Origin of the sequence: Azospirillum halopraeferens DSM 3675 (assembly GCF_000429625.1) — a bacterium.
GTDB classification, from domain to species: Bacteria; Pseudomonadota; Alphaproteobacteria; order Azospirillales; family Azospirillaceae; genus Azospirillum; species Azospirillum halopraeferens.
The window spans coordinates 1-18,263 of the sequence record NZ_AUCF01000014.1; the positions used below are offsets into that span (position 1 = coordinate 1).

Annotated in this window: 14 protein-coding genes and 1 pseudogene; 5 read left to right on the forward strand and 10 right to left on the reverse strand. The window is 71.6% G+C overall.

Annotated elements, in window-relative coordinates:
* A pseudogene (gene eno / locus G472_RS33230) lies at positions 1-288 on the forward strand (phosphopyruvate hydratase); the annotation flags it as partial.
* A 50-nt stretch (positions 289-338) separates the two neighbouring features.
* Here the strand turns inward: eno and G472_RS0114455 are convergent.
* From G472_RS0114455 to G472_RS0114485, 7 genes are all read right to left on the reverse strand, one after another.
* A complete protein-coding gene (locus G472_RS0114455) occupies positions 339-1,307 on the reverse strand; it encodes a 2-hydroxyacid dehydrogenase (protein ID WP_029008974.1) in 969 nt (322 codons plus the stop codon).
* 31 nt (positions 1,308-1,338) lie between these two features.
* Positions 1,339-2,373 carry an L-idonate 5-dehydrogenase gene (locus tag G472_RS0114460; protein ID WP_029008975.1) on the reverse strand — a complete coding sequence of 345 codons (1,035 nt, stop codon included), beginning with the start codon at positions 2,371-2,373 and terminating at the stop codon, positions 1,339-1,341.
* Positions 2,374-2,416: 43 nt separating this feature from the next.
* Positions 2,417-3,184 carry an SDR family oxidoreductase gene (locus G472_RS0114465; RefSeq protein WP_029008976.1) on the reverse strand — a complete coding sequence of 256 codons (768 nt, stop codon included), beginning with the start codon at positions 3,182-3,184 and terminating at the stop codon, positions 2,417-2,419.
* A 14-nt stretch (positions 3,185-3,198) separates the two neighbouring features.
* Complete coding sequence (locus tag G472_RS0114470) at positions 3,199-4,398, reverse strand: mandelate racemase/muconate lactonizing enzyme family protein (protein ID WP_029008977.1); 1,200 nt, start codon at positions 4,396-4,398, stop codon at positions 3,199-3,201.
* Between the two features lie 36 nt (positions 4,399-4,434).
* Entirely contained in the window at positions 4,435-5,742 is a 1,308-nt protein-coding gene (locus G472_RS0114475) for a TRAP transporter large permease (protein WP_029008978.1), read from the reverse strand.
* Between the two features lie 14 nt (positions 5,743-5,756).
* Complete coding sequence (locus tag G472_RS33235; protein WP_051340825.1) at positions 5,757-6,260, reverse strand: TRAP transporter small permease subunit; 504 nt, start codon at positions 6,258-6,260, stop codon at positions 5,757-5,759.
* 177 nt (positions 6,261-6,437) lie between these two features.
* Positions 6,438-7,457 carry a TRAP transporter substrate-binding protein gene (locus G472_RS0114485; RefSeq protein ID WP_029008979.1) on the reverse strand — a complete coding sequence of 340 codons (1,020 nt, stop codon included), beginning with the start codon at positions 7,455-7,457 and terminating at the stop codon, positions 6,438-6,440.
* A 206-nt stretch (positions 7,458-7,663) separates the two neighbouring features.
* Here G472_RS0114485 and G472_RS0114490 point away from each other — a divergent pair, with 206 nt between their 5' ends.
* Positions 7,664-8,422, forward strand: coding sequence for a GntR family transcriptional regulator (locus G472_RS0114490; protein ID WP_029008980.1), 759 nt, complete (start codon positions 7,664-7,666; stop codon positions 8,420-8,422).
* 72 nt (positions 8,423-8,494) lie between these two features.
* Here the strand turns inward: G472_RS0114490 and G472_RS0114495 are convergent, their stop codons facing one another.
* Both G472_RS0114495 and G472_RS0114500 read right to left on the reverse strand, forming a co-directional pair.
* Positions 8,495-9,379, reverse strand: a complete 885-nt coding sequence (locus G472_RS0114495) for a LysR substrate-binding domain-containing protein (RefSeq protein WP_029008981.1) — start codon at positions 9,377-9,379, stop codon at positions 8,495-8,497.
* Between the two features lie 89 nt (positions 9,380-9,468).
* Entirely contained in the window at positions 9,469-10,482 is a 1,014-nt protein-coding gene (locus G472_RS0114500) for a zinc-binding alcohol dehydrogenase family protein (RefSeq protein ID WP_029008982.1), read from the reverse strand.
* Positions 10,483-10,784: 302 nt separating this feature from the next.
* Between G472_RS0114500 and G472_RS33240 the strand changes: the two genes are divergently transcribed.
* Positions 10,785-12,227: a bifunctional enoyl-CoA hydratase/phosphate acetyltransferase gene (locus tag G472_RS33240; protein WP_051340826.1), complete on the forward strand. Its 1,443-nt coding sequence runs from the start codon at positions 10,785-10,787 to the stop codon at positions 12,225-12,227.
* Between the two features lie 113 nt (positions 12,228-12,340).
* Positions 12,341-12,910 carry a hemerythrin domain-containing protein gene (locus G472_RS0114510; RefSeq protein ID WP_029008983.1) on the forward strand — a complete coding sequence of 190 codons (570 nt, stop codon included), beginning with the start codon at positions 12,341-12,343 and terminating at the stop codon, positions 12,908-12,910.
* 76 nt (positions 12,911-12,986) lie between these two features.
* Here G472_RS0114510 and clpB read toward each other — a convergent pair whose 3' ends face one another.
* Positions 12,987-15,647 carry an ATP-dependent chaperone ClpB gene (clpB, locus tag G472_RS0114515; RefSeq protein WP_029008984.1) on the reverse strand — a complete coding sequence of 887 codons (2,661 nt, stop codon included), beginning with the start codon at positions 15,645-15,647 and terminating at the stop codon, positions 12,987-12,989.
* A gap of 360 nt (positions 15,648-16,007) precedes the next feature.
* Between clpB and G472_RS0114520 the strand changes: the two genes are divergently transcribed.
* Positions 16,008-18,263, forward strand: coding sequence for an ATP-binding protein (locus tag G472_RS0114520; protein ID WP_029008985.1), 2,256 nt, complete (start codon positions 16,008-16,010; stop codon positions 18,261-18,263).

The window sequence follows — 18,263 nt, forward strand, 5'->3', positions numbered from 1 at the left end:
GCCAACTCCATCCTGGTCAAGGTCAACCAGATCGGCACCCTGAGCGAGACGCTGCACGCGGTCGACATGGCCCACAAGGCCGGCTACAGCGCCGTGATGTCGCACCGCTCCGGCGAGACCGAGGACGCCACCATCGCCGACCTGGCGGTGGCCACCAACTGCGGCCAGATCAAGACCGGCTCGCTCAGCCGTTCCGACCGGCTGGCCAAGTACAACCAGCTCATCCGCATCGAGGAGCGGCTCGGCGCCGCGGCCCGCTTCGCCGGCAAGGGCATCCTCAGGGCGTAGGCGCCGCCGAGGCCGGGTTCGCACGACGGGACGTCCTCGCGAACCCGGCTTCAGCGCAGGCGGTTGACCAGGGCCCCGCCGGTTTCCAGGCGGTTGACGTTGGCGGCCATGGTATCCCGGCGGCGGCGGATCGTGCCGGCGGTCCAGCCGGACATGTGCGGGGTCATCACCACGTTGTCGAGGTCGTGGAACGGCAGCCGGGACGGCAGGGGTGCCGGCTCGGCGCCGCCGGGATAGGTGTACCAGGTGTCGATGACGGCACCGGCGATGCGGCGTTCCCGGAGCGCGGCGTAGAGCGCCGCCTCGTCGATCACCGGGCCGCGCCCGACGTTGAGGATCACGGCGTCCGGCCGCATGGCGGCGAGCAGGCGGGCGTCCACGATGCCCGTCGTGTCCGGCACCAGGGGCAGCGACACCACGATGGCGTCGGCGGAGGCCATGAACGCCTCCAGGCGGTCGAAGGTGAAGGCCGCGTCGACCGGCTCGGACGGCGGCACGGGGCTGCGGTTGGCCGCCGTCACCCCCATGCCGAAGGCGCGGGCGCGCCGGGCGATGGTCCGCCCGATGTGGCCGAAGCCCAGCAGGCCGACGGTGGTCCCGGACAGCTCCGTCCGCGGCCCGTGCGGCGATCCCGACCAATAGCGCCAGTCGCCCCGGCGCAGCCGCGCATCCGCGTCGGCCAGGGGAACGTGGCGGGCCAGCAGGGCCGCCATGACGTATTCCGCGATGGCGTCCTCATGGCCGAAGCAGTTGCAGAGCGCCGCTCCCTCCGGCAGGGCCGCGGTGTCGATGGCGTCGGTGCCGGCCGCCGGCGCGTGGTAGAGCCGCAGCCGCTCCGGCCGCGGCAGGGCGTCGGTGAAGCGCACGCCGATGATCACGTCGGCGGCGGCGAACGCCTCGCGCTCGCCCGGCCCGTCCAGGGCGTCGCTCACCTCCCGGATGTCGTGGCTGCCCGCGAGCAGGTCGTCGAAGCCGGGGCGGAACATGCGGGCGTTCTGCCCGTGGAACACGATCTTCATGGTGTCGTCCTTCGCACATTGCCCGGCCGTATCAGGTGCCGAGGATGATCTGCACCTTCATCGAGCGCGAGCGGTCGGCCGCGAGGTCGAAGGCGTCGCGGGCGCGGTCGAGCGGCAGGGTCGCGGTCACCACCGGGCGCACGTCGATGCGCCGGCGCGCGATCAGCCCGGCCGCCCGGGCGAACTCCGTGTCGAAGCGGAAGGTGCCGTGGAGGTGGAGTTCCTTGGCGACCACCGCGTTCATGGGCAGCGGCACGTCCCCGCCCAGCCCCACCAGGACGACGGTGCCGCGGGGCCGGGTGACCTCCACCGCTTCGGCCAGGGCGCGCGGGTTGCCCGAGCATTCGAAGGTCACGTCGAACCGGCCCTTGTCGCGCCGCTCGCCGGCCAGCCCGGCGCCTTCGGCCACATTGACGCCGGCGTCGGCGCCGATCCGGGTGGCGAGCGCCAGCGGCGCCGGTATCACGTCGCAGGCGACGATCTCCTGCGCCCCCGCGAAGCGGGCGGCCATGACCATCAGGCAGCCGATGGGGCCGCAGCCGGAGACCAGCACCCGCTTGCCGACGAGGCTGCCGGCCCGGGTGACGGCGTGCAGGCAGACCGACAGCGGCTCGGCGCAGGCGGCCTCCTCCAGCGTCACCGCGTCGCCCACCGCGAACGCCTGCTCCGCGGCGATCACCATCTCCTCCCGGAAGGCGCCCTGGACGTGGGGGAAGCGCATGGCGCTGCCGTAGAAGCGCATGTCCAGGCACTGGTTGCGCAGCCCCTCCCGGCAATAGACGCAGTCCCCGCAGGGAACCCCGGGATTCACCGTGACGCGGTCGCCCGGCGCCACGCCGGCCACGCCGGCCCCCACCGCCGCGACGGTGCCGGCCACCTCGTGGCCGAGCACCATCGGCTCGCGCAGCCGGATGGCCCCGAAGCCGCCGTGCTGGTAGTAGTGCAGATCGGAACCGCAGATCCCGCCGACGCCGAGCCGGACGCGAACCTCGCCCGGCCCCGGATCGCCGCAGGCCATCTCCTCCACCCGCAGGTCGCGGGGGGCGTGGATAACGACGGCACGCATGGATGTCCTCCCTGATGTCCTGACGTACAGTGCAGCCGCCCGCTTACAGGACGGCCAGCATGCCACCGTCGACGTAGATGATCTGCCCGTTCACGTAGTCCGACGCGGCCGACGCCAGGAAGACGGCGGCACCGATCAGCTCCTCCGGCCGGCCCCAGCGGCGCGACGGCGTGCGTCCCTTGACCCAGGCGTCAAAGGCGGGGTTGTCCACCAGCGCCCGGTTCATGTCGGTCAGCATGTAGCCGGGGCCGATGGCGTTGGCCTGGATGCCGTGCTCCGCCCATTCCGCGGTCATGGCGCGGGTCAGCATCTTGATGCCGCCCTTCGCCACGGTGTAGGGCGCCACCGTGGCCCGCGCGGCGTCGCTGGTCAGCGAGCCGATGTTGATGATCTTGCCGCGCCCGCGCGGGATCATGCGGCGTGCCGCCTCCCGCCCGATGACGAAGGCGCTGGTCAGGTTGATCTCCAGCACCCGGCGCCAGTCCTCGGTCGCCAGCTCCACCATCGGCCGGCGGAGCTGGATGCCCGCGTTGTTGACCAGGATGTCCACCGCCACACCTGTGGTGTCCAGCCGGCGGAACGCGGCGGTGATGGCCGCTTCGTCGGTCACGTCGAAACAGGCTTCACAGGCATCGTGGCCGGCGGCGCGCAGGTCCGCGGCGGCGGCGGCCAGACGTTCGGGGTCGGACCCGTTCAGCACGACGGCGGCCCCCGCCTCGGCCAGGCCGCGGGCCATGGCGTTGCCGAGGCCGCGGGACGAGCCGGTGACCAGGGCGGTGCGGCCCCTGAGGTCGAACAGCGCGGTGGACATGGTGGCCTCCTCCGTCACAGGGTGGAGCGGCGGACGCTCAGGTCCGGGCGCTCGAACACGGCGGGCAGCAGGTCGGTGCCGAGCCCCGGCCCTTCCATCGGGTGGACGTAGCCGTTCTCGATGTGCGGAACCTCCGTCACCAGCTCCTTGTACCAGCCGGTGTAGAAGGCGCGGACCGATTCCTGGATCAGCGTGTTGGGCTGGCTGAAGGACGCGTGGACGGCCGCCGCGAAGCCCACCGGACCGATGCAGTCGTGCGGCGCGAAGGGTCGGTGCCAGGTTTCCGCCAGCGCCGCGATCTTGCGGCCTTCGGTCAGGCCGCCGCTCCAGCAGAGATCGACCATCACCACATGGGTGGCGTCGCGCTCCAGCATGTCCTTGTAGGGCCAGCGCGAGCCCAGCGTCTCGCTGGCGCACACCCAGACGTCGGTGGAGCGCGCGTATTCCGCCAGCGCCTGCGGCGAGTTCATGCGGATCGGGTCCTCGAACCAGGTCGGCCGGTAGGGTTCCAGCGCCTTTGCGATCATCTTGGCGGTGGGAAGGTTCCACAGGGAATGGAACTCCACCATGATCTCCATGCGGTCGCCCACCGCCTTGCGGATCTTCTCGAACGGCTCGATGGCGGTCTTCATCTGCGCGGCGGAGATGTGCAGGCCGCCGGTCTCCTGCGCCGCGGGGTCGAAGGGCCAGATCTTCATGGCGGTGATGCCGCGCTCCAGCAGGTCCTCCGCCAGCGCGTCGGCGCGGTTCATGAAGGCGTGCAGGTCCTCGTACGGCCCCTCGCCGGCGTCGAGGTTCCAGTTGGACACCGGCCGGATGTTGCGCGAGCGCACGTAGCCGTAGCCGGCGCAGGTGTTGTAGACCCGGATGCGGTCGCGGCACAGGCCGCCCAGCATCTGGTGAACCGGCTGGCCGCAGACCTTGCCGAACAGGTCCCACAGCGCGATGTCCACCGCCGAGGCCGCACGGTACTCCGCGCCCGTGCAGGACTGCGCCATGGGCAGGTTGACCATCTCCTTGTTCAGCGCCTCGATGTGCAGCGGGTTGCGGCCCAGCAGCCGCACGGCCAGCGTGTCGTGGATGTGGGCCTCCACCGCGCCGGCGCCGTAGAAGGTTTCCCCCAGACCGATCAGGCCGGTGTCGGTGTGGACGCGAACCCACAGGACGTTGCTGAATTCCTCGGTCCGCAGGGTTTCGATGGCGGTGATTTTCATCGTTGGATCATCTTTCGCAGGACGGGCGTCGGCGGGCTACAGGATCATGCCGGGCAGCCACAGGGCGATGCCGGGGAAGAGCAGGAGCAGAATCAGGGTGGCGAGCTGGATCAGCATGAAGGGCCAGAGCGATGCGAAGATCATCTGCAGCGTGATCTCCGGCGGGGCGACGCTCTTCAGGTAGAAAGCGGCCGGCCCGAAGGGCGGGGTGAGGAACGACATCTGCATGGTGACGGAGAACAGGATGCCGAACCACACGGGGTCGTACCCCAGGGTGATGATGATCGGCACGAAGATGGGGATGCACAGCAAGAGGACGCCGATCCAGTCCATGAAGCAGCCGAGGAAGGCGAAGATCGCCATCATCAGCAGCACGGTGACGATGGGCGAGATGTCGAGCCCCCGGATCAGCTCGGTCACGAAGCTCTGACCGCCCGACAGGTTGTAGACGCTGATGAGCACGGCGGCGCCGAAGGTCACCCACAGGATGATGCCGCAGGCCCGCAGCGTCTGAACCAGCGCCTGGTGGAGCAGGCCGACCGAGAACTCGCCGCGCAGGACGATGATCAGGATGGTCATGGCGACGGCGATGCCCGCCGCTTCCGTCACCGATGTGACGCCGCCGTAGATGCAGCCGAACACCGTCACGATCAGGGCGGCGGCGGGCAGGACGCCGCGCACCAGCTTGTCCCGGTCGAACCGGCCGGCGGCGTCGGGCGAGGGGTCGGGGGCCGCCTTCGGGTCGAGGTGGCAGCGCGCCACCACATAGATCAGGTAGAAGCCGGCCAGCATCAGCCCCGGCACGACGCTGGCCATGAACAGCCGCTGCACCGACACGTCGGCGGCCAGGCCGTAGACGATCAGCACGATCGACGGCGGGATCATGGTGCCCAGCGAGCCGCCGGCGCACACCGTGCCGATGGCGAGCTTGGGGTCGTACTTCAGCCGCAGCATCTGCGGCAGGGCGACGAGGCCGAGCAGGACGATCTCGCCGCCGATGATGCCGCTGATGGCGGCCAGGATCACCGAGATCAGCAGCGTGACGATGGCGATGCCGCCGCGCATGCGCCCGAAGACGCTGTTCAGGCAGTCATACAGGTCGCGCGCCAGGCTGGAGCGTTCGAGCAGCGAGGCCATCAGCACGAACATCGGCACGGAGATCAGGACATACTCGGTCGCCAGGCCGTAGACGGTCTTGTGGGCGATGGCGACCGCGGCGGGGCCGAACTGGATGTAGGAGACGAGGACGGCCAGGGCGCCGGCGGCGTAGGTCAGCGGAACGCCGAGCGCCATGAGGCCGAAGACGCCGAACAGCAGGACGACGGAGACGAGTTGCACGGACATCGGCCGGTCTCCGTTCAGAGCGCGCCGGTGTCGGTGCCGTCACCGTGCGGGCGGCGCCGGAGGAAGTTGACCACCGCCATGACCGCCATCGCCGTGGCGAGCACCACCAGCAGCGGCTTCAGCACCGCGGGGATCGGCGGATCCCAGGCGGTTCCGTACAGCTCCCACGTGACGAGCGCCCGCCACGAGGTGGGAAGGCCGTACCAGGCGATGGCGCCGAAGAAGACGAGGGCGCAGGCGAGCGCCACCGCGTCGAACACCCGCCGCAGCCGGGGCGGCGCCATGTCGTAGAGGATGGAGATGCGCAGGTGCTCGTCGCGGCGGATGACGTAGAGGCCGGACCACAGGAAGACGATGGCGCACAGGAAGAGCGTCAGCTCGTTGGCCCAGATCGTCGGGGCGTCGAAGAGGTACCGCGCACCGACCTCGTACAGCGTGACCGCGACGATGGCGATGAAGATCCAGGCGGGCCAGGTCATCACGCCGCGGTCGGCGGTGACGGGGCGTTCAGAAGACATGTGGGGTTCCCCTGGCTGAACGAGGGTCGGGCGCGGATCGGCGATCAGGCCGGGTGCGGAGCGTCCTGAGGTCCGCGCCCGGTATCGGCCGCGATGGCGGCCGCGGCCCGATCGGGCCGAAGCCTGCGTGGCGTGTGAACGCAGCGGTCAGGATGGTCCTGACCGCGCATCGGGCGGCTATTGCAGCAGCCCGATCTTCTTCATGTAGCCGACGTGCGATTCGTAGGCCTTCTTCGCGACCGGCGACCGCTTGGACCAGTCCTCCCACACCTGCTGCGCCACGGCGCGGAACTTGCCCCGGTCCTCGGCGCTCCAGTCGTGGAGGGTGACGCCGGCTGCCGTCAGTTCGGCCGCGGCCGCGGCGTCGTCGGCGGCGGACTGCCGGGGCACTTCGGCGGCGATCTGCGCCACCGCGTCTTCCATCGCCTTCTTCAGGTCGTCGGGCAGGGCCTTCCACTGGTCCAGGTTCACCGTCACATGCTCGATCGGCATGGAGTGGAAGCCGGGATAGGTGGTGTGCTTGCCCACGTCATAGAGCCCCAGCCCCTTGTTGACGGCCAGCGTCGAGGCGTCGGCGCCGGAGACCACGCCGGAACTCATGGCGGTGAACACCTCGCCGAAGGGCATGACCACCGGGCCGGCGCCCAGCTTCTGGAAGATCTCCGACTCCATGCCCGGCGGCGAGCGGAACTTCCACCCCTTCAGGTCGGCGATGCCGGCCAGCGGCTTGGTCGAGCCCAGGGCTTCCGGCGTGGCGACGAAGATGCCGATGAGGTGCATGTTGAAGCGGTGGTACAGCTCGTCGGCGATGGCACGGCCGCCGCCCTCGTCGAACCAGCCGTAGATCTGCTCCGCTATGTCGTACCCGCCCATCACGTCGCCGAAGAACTGGAAGGCGGCGTCCTTGTTGGTGACGTAGCCGGCGCCGGTGGCGTCGCCGTCGAGGATGCCGGTGGCGGCGGCCTCGAACACCTCGGTCGATTTCACCGCGGCGCTGCTGGTCAGCATCTCGACGGTCAGCCGGCCGCCGGACTTCTCCTTCACTAGGTCGGCGAAGCGCAGGAGCGCCTTGCCCTGGAGCGAGTTGGCGCTGTGGTGCGTCTGGAAGCGCAGTTTGGTCTGCGCCGAAGCCGCCGTCGGCAGGGCGGTGCAGGCAAGGGCGATGAGGCCCGCGGCGAGCGTGCGTGACATCCACATGAGCGGTGTATTCCTTCCCTTGTGCGGCGTCGGTTCCGGGGCGATCGGGACGTCGGGAGTCCGGGATCGGCCATGGCGCGCCGGCGTTGACATTTCGTGAAATATCAGAGTATCTCAGGGTGTGCAACAGTTTTTGATCCCAATCAGTGACACCAGATGAGTGCGGTTCCATGGGTGCGGTGCGAAACAGGACGGACGAGGAGATGATGGACGCTGAGTTGGACGCCGCGGGGTCCGGTCCGACGCCGCGCACCGAGCCGGGCTCCCGCGCGGTCAGCCTGGCCGAGACCGCCTACGACCGGATCGAGGAGTTGATCGTCCATTTCACGCTGCGGCCGGGGGCCGACGTGAAGATGCAGACGGTGCAGACGATGATCGGGCTCGGCCGGACGCCCACCCATCAGGCGATCCGGCGGTTCGCGGCGGAGACGCTGATCATCATCCGCCCGCGCGACGGGTTGCAGATCAGCCCCATCGACCTGATGCGGGACCGGCGCCTGCTGCGCCTGCGGCGCGACATGGACCGCTTCGTGGTGGAGCTGGCGGCCGAACGGCTGAGCGGCAACCACCGCAACCAGCTCCTCCACCTGGTGCAGCGTCTGCGCGACCGGCGGGACGGCATGGACGCGGTGGAGTTCAACGGCTATGACCGGGCGCTGGACCAGACCATCCTGGCCGCGGCGGGCGAACCGTTCCTGGACCGCACGCTGCGTCCGCTGCACATCGTCTTCCGGCGCATCGGCTGGCTGTACCTGTCGGAAATCGACCGCGAGGTGGGCCTGAAGGAGACCATCGACCGCCACATCGACCTGCTGGAGGCGGTCATCGCCCGCGACGCCGTCCGCGCCAAGGCGGCGTCGGACCTTCTGATCGACTTTGCCGACAGCATGTTCGGCCCGCTGGAGACGAGCATCGCTCCCGAACTCCTCGACGCCAGCGTGGTTCCCCTCTTCGACCCGACCTGACGACCGCGTCACCGGACACCGACACCGCGCAGACACCGCACCGGCGGCGGTGCCGGAGCCGTTCCGTCGGTTCTACGGAGCGATCGGCCCGCGGGAGCGGTTGCCGGCCAGGCTTTCCGTCAGGAAGGACACGAGAGGGCGGACCAGGTCGGCCGTCTCGGCGTCTTCGCCGACCACGGTGATCTCGGTCATGGGCAGGGCCGGCCAGTGCTCCGGCGCGTTCAGGATCTGCATGCCCGGCTGCACGAACGACCGGCCCAGCACGGTAACGCCGAGGCCGCCGGCGACGGCCGCCTGCACGCCCATCAGGCTGCTTGCGGTGCAGGCGGCCGTCCATTCCCGGCGGACGGAATCGAGGGCCGACACCATCAGGTCGCGGTAGGTGCAGGGCGGCGGCAGCATGACCAGTCGTGCCGGCCGGCTGCCGTCCGGGCGGTGGTCGGCGGCCGCCAGCCAGACCAGCGGCTCGCGCCAGATCACACGGCCGCGCCGGGCGTTGCCGTCCTTCTTGGCGATCACCGCATCGAGGCGTCCGCCGTCGTAGGCATCGAGAAGCGAACAGCTCAGCCCCGTCATCAGATCGATGTGCAGGTTGGGATAGAGCCGGCTGAAGCGCGCCAGCAGCTTCGGCAGTTCGCCGGGGATGAAGTCTTCGCAGATGCCCAGCCGAAGCGTGCCGGCGGCGTCGGGCTCCCGCAGGCCGCGGACCACGGAATCGTTGAACTCCAGCATGCGCCGCGCCGCCACGAGCAGCCGTTCCCCGTCCCGCGTCAGGCTGAGGGCACGGCTCGTCCGGTCGAACACCCGCCGCTGCAGGATCTCCTCCAGCCGCAGCACCTTCTGGCTGACCGCCGACTGGGACCGGCCGACCACCCCGGCGGCGGCCGTGAAGCTGCCGGTCTCCGCCACCGCGACGAAGGCGCGCAGGAGGTCGATTTCAAGGTCGGGAACGCGCATGGTCCATTCGGCCTTCGCCCGGATTGCCCCTGGTCTATGCGAATTCCCGCCGGCCGGCAAGCTGGCCGGCACATGATGGACGGGCCGTATCAGAACCCGGTCAGCACCAGCTTGCCGATCGCCCGGCCGCTTTCCAGCACCGCTTGGGCACGGTGCAGATTGGCTGCCGTGATCGGGCCGATCTCCTCGTGCAGGGTGGTGCGCAGGACGCCGCTGTCCACCAGCACCGACACCTCACTCAGGATGCGGTGCTGCTCGGCCATGTCGGGCGTGCCGTAGAGGGAGCGGGTGAACATCAGCTCCCAGTGGACGGACAGGCTCTTGCGCTTGAACGGCACGACGTCGAGGGTCGCGGGGTCGTCGATCACGGCCAGCGCGCCCTGCGGCGCCAGCGCGTCGATGATGGCGCCGAGGTGCGTGTCGGTGGCGGTCAGGCTCGCGACGTAGCGGACCTGCGGAATGCCGATCGCCTTCAGCCCGTCGGTGAGCGGCTTGCGGTGATCGATGACGTGATTGGCGCCCATCGCGCGGGTCCACGCCGCGGTTTCCGGGCGGGAGGCGGTGGCGATGACGGTGAGGCCGGTCAGGCGCCGGGCCAGTTGGGTGAGGATCGAGCCGACGCCGCCCGCCCCGTTGACGATCAGGATGGCATCGTCGGACGTCTTCCGGCCGTAGGGGACGCGCAGCCGGTCGAACAGCAGTTCCCAGGCGGTGAGCGCCGTCAGCGGCAGGGCCGCCGCTTGGGCGAAGGACAGGGACGCCGGCTTCGGCCCGACGATCCGCTCGTCCACCGCGTGGAACTCGGCGTTGGCGCCGGGCCGGTCGATCGCCCCGGCGTAGAAGACGGCGTCGCCGGGCCGGAATCGGGTGACCTCCGGACCCACCGCCGTGACGATGCCGGCCGCGTCGAACCCGGTGACACGCGGCGTACCGTCCGGCGGTGCGGCGGCGGTGCGGAGCTTGATGTCCACGGGGTTGACCGACACGGCCTCGATCCGGACCAGCAGGTCGTGCGGGCGCGGTTCGGGAAGCGGCAGGTCCAGATCGACCAGGGATCCGGCGGTCTCGCCGGGCTGCGGCCGTTGGTAGCCGATGGCTTTCATGGTGCGGTTCCTTTCGGCGTCACAGGCGATGACGGGGGATGGCCGGCGATCGGCGGGGGGGCCGGTGCGGGCGGCGGCGGTGCCCACTCTGGGCGATCGGGCTGGATAAGAAAAACGCATAATTCAGATCGCACCGATTAGCGTTTCAGCTTGATCGCCGGCGCCCCGGTGCGGCGTTTTGTCGGTGCCCCGGGCCGGAGTCCGGACTTTGCTGCATCGCAACTGATATATTAATATGGATGTATGAGGGCCCCCGGTGACCGCCGGCCGACCCCGCCCCTGCTGACGCGGAGTGTTCCGTTATGCCTGCCAGTGAAGGACCCGCGGCCCGCCGTACCGGCGCCGCGGTCGAGAACGTCCCGTTCGACGAGATCCGGATCGGCCAGTCGGCCAGCCTGTCGCGCCGTCTCACCTCCACCGAGATCGAGCTGTTCGCCACCGTGTCCGGCGACATCGACCCCACCCATTTCGACGCCGCCTTCGCGGCGGACGGCGGGCACCCCAAGGTCATCGGGCACGGCATGTGGTCGGGGGCGCTGATCTCCGGCGTGCTCGGCACGCGCCTGCCGGGCGCCGGCACCATCTACGTCGGGCAGGACCTGCGCTTCCGCCGGCCGGTGAGCCCGGGCGACGAGGTGACGGCGACCGTCACGGTGATCGAGAAGCGGCCGGCGGACACGGTGGTGGTCTTCGACTGCGTGTGCGTCAACCAGCACGGCGACGTGGTCACCACCGGCACCGCCCGGGTCATCGCGCCGACGCGCAAGGTGCGACTGGTGGCCCACGCCCTGCCGGAAATCCGGATGATCCGCCACGACCAGCACGACGCGCTTCTGGCTCGCTGCCACAGCCTGGAGCCGGTGCCGACCGCCGTCGCCCACCCCTGCGACGAGAGCGCGCTGCGCGGCGCCGTCGAAGCGGCGGCGGCGGGTCTGATCGATCCCATCCTGGTCGGGCCGGAGGCGCGCATCCGCGCGGTCGCCGACGCGCACGGCCTGGACCTGACGCCCTACCGCATCGTCGACGTGCCCCACAGCCATGCCGCCGCCGAAACCGCCGTGGCGCTGGCCCGCAGCGGCGACGCCGCGGCGCTGATGAAGGGGTCGCTGCACACGGACGAGCTGATGGCGCAGGTGGTGCGCAAGGAGACCGGGCTGCGCACCGCGCGGCGCATCAGCCACGTCTTCGTGATGAACGTGCCGACCTATCCCAAGGCGCTGTTGGTCACCGATGCGGCGATCAACATCCAGCCGACGCTGGAGGACAAGGTCCACATCGTGCAGAACGCCATCGATCTGGCCAGGGTGCTGGGCGTGGACGTGCCGAAGGTGGCCATCCTGTCGGCGGTGGAGACCCTGAACCCGCGGATCGAGACAACCCTGCAGGCGGCCGCGCTGTGCAAGATGGCCGACCGCGGACAGATCACCGGCGGCATCCTGGACGGTCCGCTGGCCTTCGACAACGCCATCTCCGCCGAAGCGGCGCGCACCAAGGGCATCACCTCGCCGGTGGCCGGCCAGCCCGACATCCTGCTGGTGCCCAACCTGGAGGCCGGCAACATGCTGGCCAAGCAGTTGTCGTTCCTGGCCAACGCCGACGCGGCCGGCATCGTGCTGGGGGCGCGGGTGCCGATCATCCTGACCAGCCGCGCCGACAGCGTGCGCGCACGCCTGGCGTCGTGCGCCGTGGCGGCGCTGATGGCCGGCGCCCGCCGGGCACCCGCCCTGGCTCTGGCCGCGGAGTGAGCGGTGCCGTCCGCCGCGCGAGCGGGCGCAACTTCGGGCGGGGGGCGCAACGCCTTCCCGCCGGCCGTGTTGGAAGGCCGTACACCCCTGTCCCACGCAAGAGGTACGGAGCCATGGCCGGGAGAGAGACGGGATTGATGTCGGCGGGCGGTCTGGCCGCCTTCGCCGGCGGCGCCATCGTGGCGGTCATCGCCAGCCGGGTGCTGCCGCCCCTGCTGGCCGGTGCCGCCGGCCGGGTGGCGGGCGGCGATCCGTTCGACGCACTGGCCGAGGATCACCGGCGCATCCTGGCGCTGCTGGACGCCATGGAGCGCACGCACGCCTCCGCCACCTTCCGGCGCACGCAGCTCCTGCTGCGCCTCAAGCGCCGTCTGGCCGCCCACGCGCTGGCGGAGGAGGACGTGATCTATCCGCTGCTGCACGACCGCGCCCGGGAGGAGGAGGACACGCGCCGTCTCTACGCCGAGCACGCGGACATGAAGATGCACCTGTTCGCGCTGGAGATGATGCCGAAGGACGATCCCGCGTGGCCCGGCCGCGTCAGTGAACTGAGGATGCTGATCGCGGAGCACGTCCACCAGGAGGAAGAGGTGGACTTCCCGAAGCTGCGCGAGGCGCTGGACCGGCGCGCCACGGCGCGCCTGTCGGGCACCGTCCGGCGGGAAAAGGCGCTGCTGCTGTAGCGTCCCGCCGGACCGTTCCCGGCACCGCCCCCCGGCGGGGACCGCGGCTGCGGCCCTCGCCGGGGTCACCGGTGCATCAGTGCACCACCGCCGAGCGGGCCGGCAGGGCGAAGCCGATGGGCGGGCGTTCCGGGGCCTTGAAGCCGGTGGGCCGGTCTTCCTCCACCGGCACGCCGTCCAGGGTCAGGCGGCCGTCGGCCACCGACAGCTCCAGGACCGCCCGTTCGCCCACCTCGCCGTCGAGCAGACGCTCGGCGATGGGGTCCTCCACCAGGTTCTGCACCGCCCGCTTCAGCGGCCGCGCGCCGAAGGCGGGGTCCCGGCCCAGTTCGGCCAGCCGGGCGCGGGCGGCCTCGTCCGCCGTCAGCGTCAGGCCGCGTTCGGCCAGGCGCTCGTTGACGCGGGCGAGCTGGATGTCGACGATGCGCGCCATCTGCTCGCGGCCCAGCCGGCGGAAGATCAGCACGTCGTCCAGCCGGTTCAGGAACTCCGGCCGGAAGGCGCGGCGCACCGCGTCCATCACCTCCACCCGCGCCGCATCCACCCCGTCGTCGTCGTCCAACGCCGACAGCGCTTCGGCCCCCAGGTTGGACGTCATGATCAGGATGGCGTGGCGGAAGTCGGCGGTGCGCCCCTGCCCGTCGGTCAGCCGCCCGTCGTCCAGCGCCTGGAGCAGCACGTTGAGCACGTCGGGGTGGGCCTTCTCCACCTCGTCCAGCAGCACCACCTGGTACGGCCGCCGGCGGATGCGCTCCGCCAGGGAGCCGCCGTCGTCATAGCCCACATAGCCCGGCGGCGAGCCGATCATGCGGCTGACCGCGTGCTTCTCCATGTACTCCGACATGTCCAGCCGGGTCACCGCGGTCTCGTCGTCGAACAGGAACGCCGCCAGCGCCTTGGCCAGCTCCGTCTTGCCGACGCCGGTCGGCCCCAGGAACAGGAACGAGCCGGTGGGCCGGTTCGGGTCCTTCAGGCCGGCGCGCGCCCGGCGCACCGCCTTTGCGACGGCCCGCACCGCCTCGGCCTGGCCGACGACGCGCTCGGCCAGTTTGGCCTCCATGCCCTTCAGGCGCTCCCGCTCGCCCTCCAGCATGCGGTCCACGGGGATGCCGGTCCAGCGGGTCACCACCGCGGCGATGTCCTTGGCGGTCACCTCCTCGCGCTCCGTGCTGGCGCGCTCCTCCGCCTCGGCCAGGCGCTTTTCCAGGTCGGGAATGATGCCGTAGGCCAGCTCGCCCGCCCGTGCCCAGTCGCCGTCGCGCCGGGCGCGGTCGAGCGCGGTGCGCGCCTGGTCCAGCTCCTCCTTCAGGCGCCGGCCCTCGGTGCGCCGCGACTGGGAGGCGCGCCACTCCTCCTCCATGCCGGCCAGCCGGGCTTCGGCCTCCTCCAGCTCGGCCTCCAGCTTGTGCAGCCGCTCGCGCGAGGCGGCGTCGGGCTCGGCCTTCAGGGCCTCGCGCTCGATCTTGAGCTGGGCGACGCGGCGGCCGACGGCGTCCAGCGCCTCGGGCTTGCTGTCGATGGCCATGCGCAGGCGCGACGCCGCCTCGTCCACCAGGTCGATGGCCTTGTCGGGCAGCCGGCGGTCGGCGATGTAGCGCGCCGACAGGGTCACCGCCGCCACCACCGCGGCGTCGGCGATGCGCACGCCGTGGTGCACCTCGTACTTGCCCTTGATGCCGCGCAGGATCGACACCGCGTCCTCGCCCGACGGCTCGTCCACGGTGACCGGCTGGAAGCGCCGCGCCAGGGCGGCGTCCTTCTCGATGTAGCGGCGGTACTCGTCGGGCGTGGTGGCGCCGACGCAGCGCAGCTCGCCGCGCGCCAGGGCCGGCTTCAGCATGTTGGCGGCGTCCATGGCGCCGTCGGTGCGGCCGGCCCCGATGAGCTGGTGCAGCTCGTCGATGAACAGGATGATCCGCCCTTCCGCCTTCTGCACCTCCGCCAGCACGGCCTTCAGCCGCTCCTCGAAGTCGCCGCGGAACTTGGCGCCGGCCAGCAGGGCGGTGAGGTCCAGCGCCAGCACGCGGCGGTCCTTCAGCCCCTCCGGCACGTCGCCGGACGCCAGGCGCTGGGCCAGCCCCTCGACCACGGCGGTTTTGCCCACGCCGGGTTCGCCGATCAGCACGGGGTTGTTCTTGGTGCGCCGGGCCAGCACCTGGATGGTGCGCCGGATCTCGTCGTCGCGGCCGATGACGGGGTCGAGCTTGCCGTCCCGCGCCGCGGCCGTCAGGTCGCGGGCGTACTTGGCGAGCGCGCTGTCGCCGTCCGTTTCCTCGGTGGCCTCGGCCGCCGGCTTGCCTTTGCGCTCGGCCCGCGCCCCCTCGGCCAGCACCGCGGGGTCGACGCCGGCGCGATGGAACGCGCCGCGCAGCGGACCCGCCTGCGACGCCAGGCTCTCCAGCAGCCGTTCGGCGGTGACGAAGCGGTCGCCGGCGGTGCGGGCGCTGTCGATGGCGCCTTGCAGGACGCCGGCCAGGGCGGGCGACATGTAGATGGGGTGCGGCCCCTGCCCGCCGACGGCGGGGTTGCCGGCCAGCATCTCCTCCGCGGCGCGCTTCAGCAGGTCGGGGTCGCCGCCGGCGTCGCGCACGAGGCGGGCGGTCACGCCGTGGCCGTCGTCGACGAGCGCCTTGAGCAGGTGTTCGGGGTTCAATTGCTGGTGGCGCCCGGCAAGGGCGGCCAGTTGCGCGGCCTGGATGATGCCGCGCGCGCGGTCGGTGAAGAGACCGAAGTCCATCAGGCACTCCGTATGTCGTGTTCCGCCCTGCCAGGAGGCGCGGTAAGGTGCGTACGGCGGCCCACGGGGTGCGCGGCCGCCCGCCGTCTCGTGACGAGAGATGGGGAAGGCGACCCCGGCGGTCAAGGCGTGCGGGATCCGATGGCAGCGTCCGATCCTGGCAACGGAATGCATTGTGCGTCTTCTTGCATCGACTGCCCAACCCAGAGGCATGTTCAAGATTTACTTGAGCGCAACGCAGCGTCCGAAGGTCATACGCCATCCTCCCCAAAATGGTGATTTGTTCGTTTGCGTTTGCCGCCCTCACCTTTCGGTGGCAGATACGGTAAGGACCCGGAGCCGTACGGAGCCCCACCCGGCATGGACGCCAGCACCCCCGACCTCGACGCCTGCAGCCGGGAACCGATCCACATCCCCGGCAGCATACAGCCCCACGGCGTGCTGCTGGCGCTGGGCGGACCGGAGCGGACGGTGCTGTACGTCAGCGCCAACGCCGGCGCGGTGCTGGCGGTGCCGGCGGCGGAAGCGCCGGGCCGTCCCCTGGCCGCGGTCGCCGGCCCCGCCCTGGCGGCGATCCCGGCGGAGATCCTGCGCGCGGAGCCCGAGGCGGGCGCCGGGGCGGTGCAGGCGGGCGCCGTCGACACCCCCGCCGGCGCCTTCCAGGTGATCGTCCACGCCGCCGGCCCGCTGACGGTGGTGGAGCTGGAGCGCACCCCGGCCGGCGACGAGGACCGGCTGGACCGTCTCTACCCCCGGGTGCGCTCCGCCATCGAGGAGCTGGAGGGACTGACCGATCCGGCCGCGGTGGCGGCGGTGGCGGCGCGGCGGGTGCGCGGCCTGACCGGCTTCGACCGCGTGCTGATCTACCGCTTCGACGCCGACGGCAACGGCACGGTGGTGGGGGAGGACGGCAACGGCCGCCTGCCCTCCTACCTGGACCTGCGCTTTCCCGCGTCCGACATCCCGGCGCAGGCGCGGGCGCTCTACCTCCTCAACCGGCTGCGCCTGATCCCGGATGCCGGGTATGCGCCGGTGCCGCTGCTGGCGGCGCCGGGCCCGGCGACCGCGGCGCCGCTCGACCTCAGCCGGTCGGTGCTGCGCAGCGTGTCGCCGGTGCACGTGGCCTACATGCGCGCCATGGGCACGGCGGCGTCCATGTCCGTGTCCATCGTCGCGGGTGGCCGGCTGTGGGGCCTGATCTCGTGCCACCACGCGGAACCGCGGCACGTCTCCTTCGCCGTGCGCACCGCCTGCGACCTGCTGGGCCAGGTGCTGTCCGTGCGCATCGCCGCGGGCGAGGAGCGGGCGGGCGCGGAGGCGCGCCTGCGGCTGGGCGCCGTACGCGCCCGTCTGATCACCGCCCTGGCGCAGGCGGACTCCTTCCCCGGCGGGCTGGCCGACCGGCCCGACGACCTGCTGGCCCTGACCGGGGCCGAGGGCGCCGCGGTGGTCGCCGGCGAGGACTGCCGGCTGATCGGCCGCACCCCGCCGGAGGAGACGGTGCGCGCCCTGGCCGCCCGGCTGACCGCGGAGGACGCGGAGGAGGAGCGGGACGGCGACGGGGTGTTCGCGACCGCCGCCCTGCCCGCCCTGTGGCCGGAGTTCGCCGGCTGTCGCGACACCGCGGCGGGCCTGCTGGCCGTCGCCCTGCCCGGCCTGCGGGCCGGCCGGCTGCTGTGGTTCCGCCCGGAGGTGGTGCGCACCGTGCGCTGGGCCGGCGATCCCCGCAAGCCGGTGGAGGCCGGGGCGCCCGGCCGGCCGCTGGGACCCCGCCACTCCTTCGCGGCGTGGCGCGAGACGGTGCGCGACCGCGCCCTGCCGTGGGCGGAGGCGGAGCGCGAGGCGGCGGCGGAGCTGCGCCGCGCCGTCGTCGGCATCGTCCTGCGCCGGGCCGAGGAGCTGGCGGCCCTCAACGCCGAGCTGCGGCGGTCGAACCGGGAGCTGGAGGCGTTCTCCTACTCCGTCTCCCACGACCTGCGCGCCCCCTTCCGCCACATCGTCGGCTTTGCCGAGCTGCTGCGCGAGCGCGAGGCGGAGCGGCTGACCGACACCGGCCGGCGCTACCTGGCGACCATCGTGGACGCCGCCAACACCGCCGGCACGCTGGTGGACAACCTGTTGCAGTTCTCGCAGATGGGGCGCAGCGAACTGGCACCGGTGGACGTGGACATGGCCGCCCTGGTGGCGGAGGTGCGCGCCACCCTGGCGCCCGAGGCGGCCGGCCGCACCGTGGTGTGGGAGGTGCCGGCCCTGCCCGTCGTGCGCGGCGATCCCGTGATGCTGCGCATGGTGTGGCAGAACCTGCTGGGCAACGCCCTGAAGTACACCCGCACGCGGGACCCCGCGCGCATCACCGTCACCCGGGAAACCGCGGACGGGGAAGCGGTGTTCTGCGTGCGGGACAACGGCGTCGGATTCGACCAGGCGTACGTGGGCAAGCTGTTCGGCGTCTTCCAGCGGCTGCACCGGGTCGAGGAGTTCGAGGGCGTCGGCATCGGTCTGGCCAACGTGCGCCGCGCCGTGGAACGGCACGGCGGCCGCACCCGGGCGGAGGGGGCGCCGGACCGCGGCGCCGCGTTTTACTTCACGCTGCCCGCGGCGGCATTGCGGAGCTGA

Coding starts and splice junctions, on each gene's coding strand:
- G472_RS0114520 (WP_029008985.1), top strand. CDS start 16,008: ATGGACGCCAGCACCCCCGACCTCGACGCCTGCAGCCGGGAACCGATC.
- G472_RS0114465 (WP_029008976.1), bottom strand. CDS start 3,184: ATGTCCACCGCGCTGTTCGACCTCAGGGGCCGCACCGCCCTGGTCACC.
- G472_RS0114475 (WP_029008978.1), bottom strand. CDS start 5,742: ATGTCCGTGCAACTCGTCTCCGTCGTCCTGCTGTTCGGCGTCTTCGGC.
- G472_RS0114485 (WP_029008979.1), bottom strand. CDS start 7,457: ATGTGGATGTCACGCACGCTCGCCGCGGGCCTCATCGCCCTTGCCTGC.
- G472_RS33235 (WP_051340825.1), bottom strand. CDS start 6,260: ATGTCTTCTGAACGCCCCGTCACCGCCGACCGCGGCGTGATGACCTGG.
- G472_RS0114495 (WP_029008981.1), bottom strand. CDS start 9,379: ATGCGCGTTCCCGACCTTGAAATCGACCTCCTGCGCGCCTTCGTCGCG.
- G472_RS0114460 (WP_029008975.1), bottom strand. CDS start 2,373: ATGCGTGCCGTCGTTATCCACGCCCCCCGCGACCTGCGGGTGGAGGAG.
- G472_RS0114500 (WP_029008982.1), bottom strand. CDS start 10,482: ATGAAAGCCATCGGCTACCAACGGCCGCAGCCCGGCGAGACCGCCGGA.
- G472_RS33240 (WP_051340826.1), top strand. CDS start 10,785: ATGCCTGCCAGTGAAGGACCCGCGGCCCGCCGTACCGGCGCCGCGGTC.
- G472_RS0114490 (WP_029008980.1), top strand. CDS start 7,664: ATGGACGCTGAGTTGGACGCCGCGGGGTCCGGTCCGACGCCGCGCACC.
- G472_RS0114470 (WP_029008977.1), bottom strand. CDS start 4,398: ATGAAAATCACCGCCATCGAAACCCTGCGGACCGAGGAATTCAGCAAC.
- G472_RS0114455 (WP_029008974.1), bottom strand. CDS start 1,307: ATGAAGATCGTGTTCCACGGGCAGAACGCCCGCATGTTCCGCCCCGGC.
- G472_RS0114510 (WP_029008983.1), top strand. CDS start 12,341: ATGGCCGGGAGAGAGACGGGATTGATGTCGGCGGGCGGTCTGGCCGCC.
- clpB (WP_029008984.1), bottom strand. CDS start 15,647: ATGGACTTCGGTCTCTTCACCGACCGCGCGCGCGGCATCATCCAGGCC.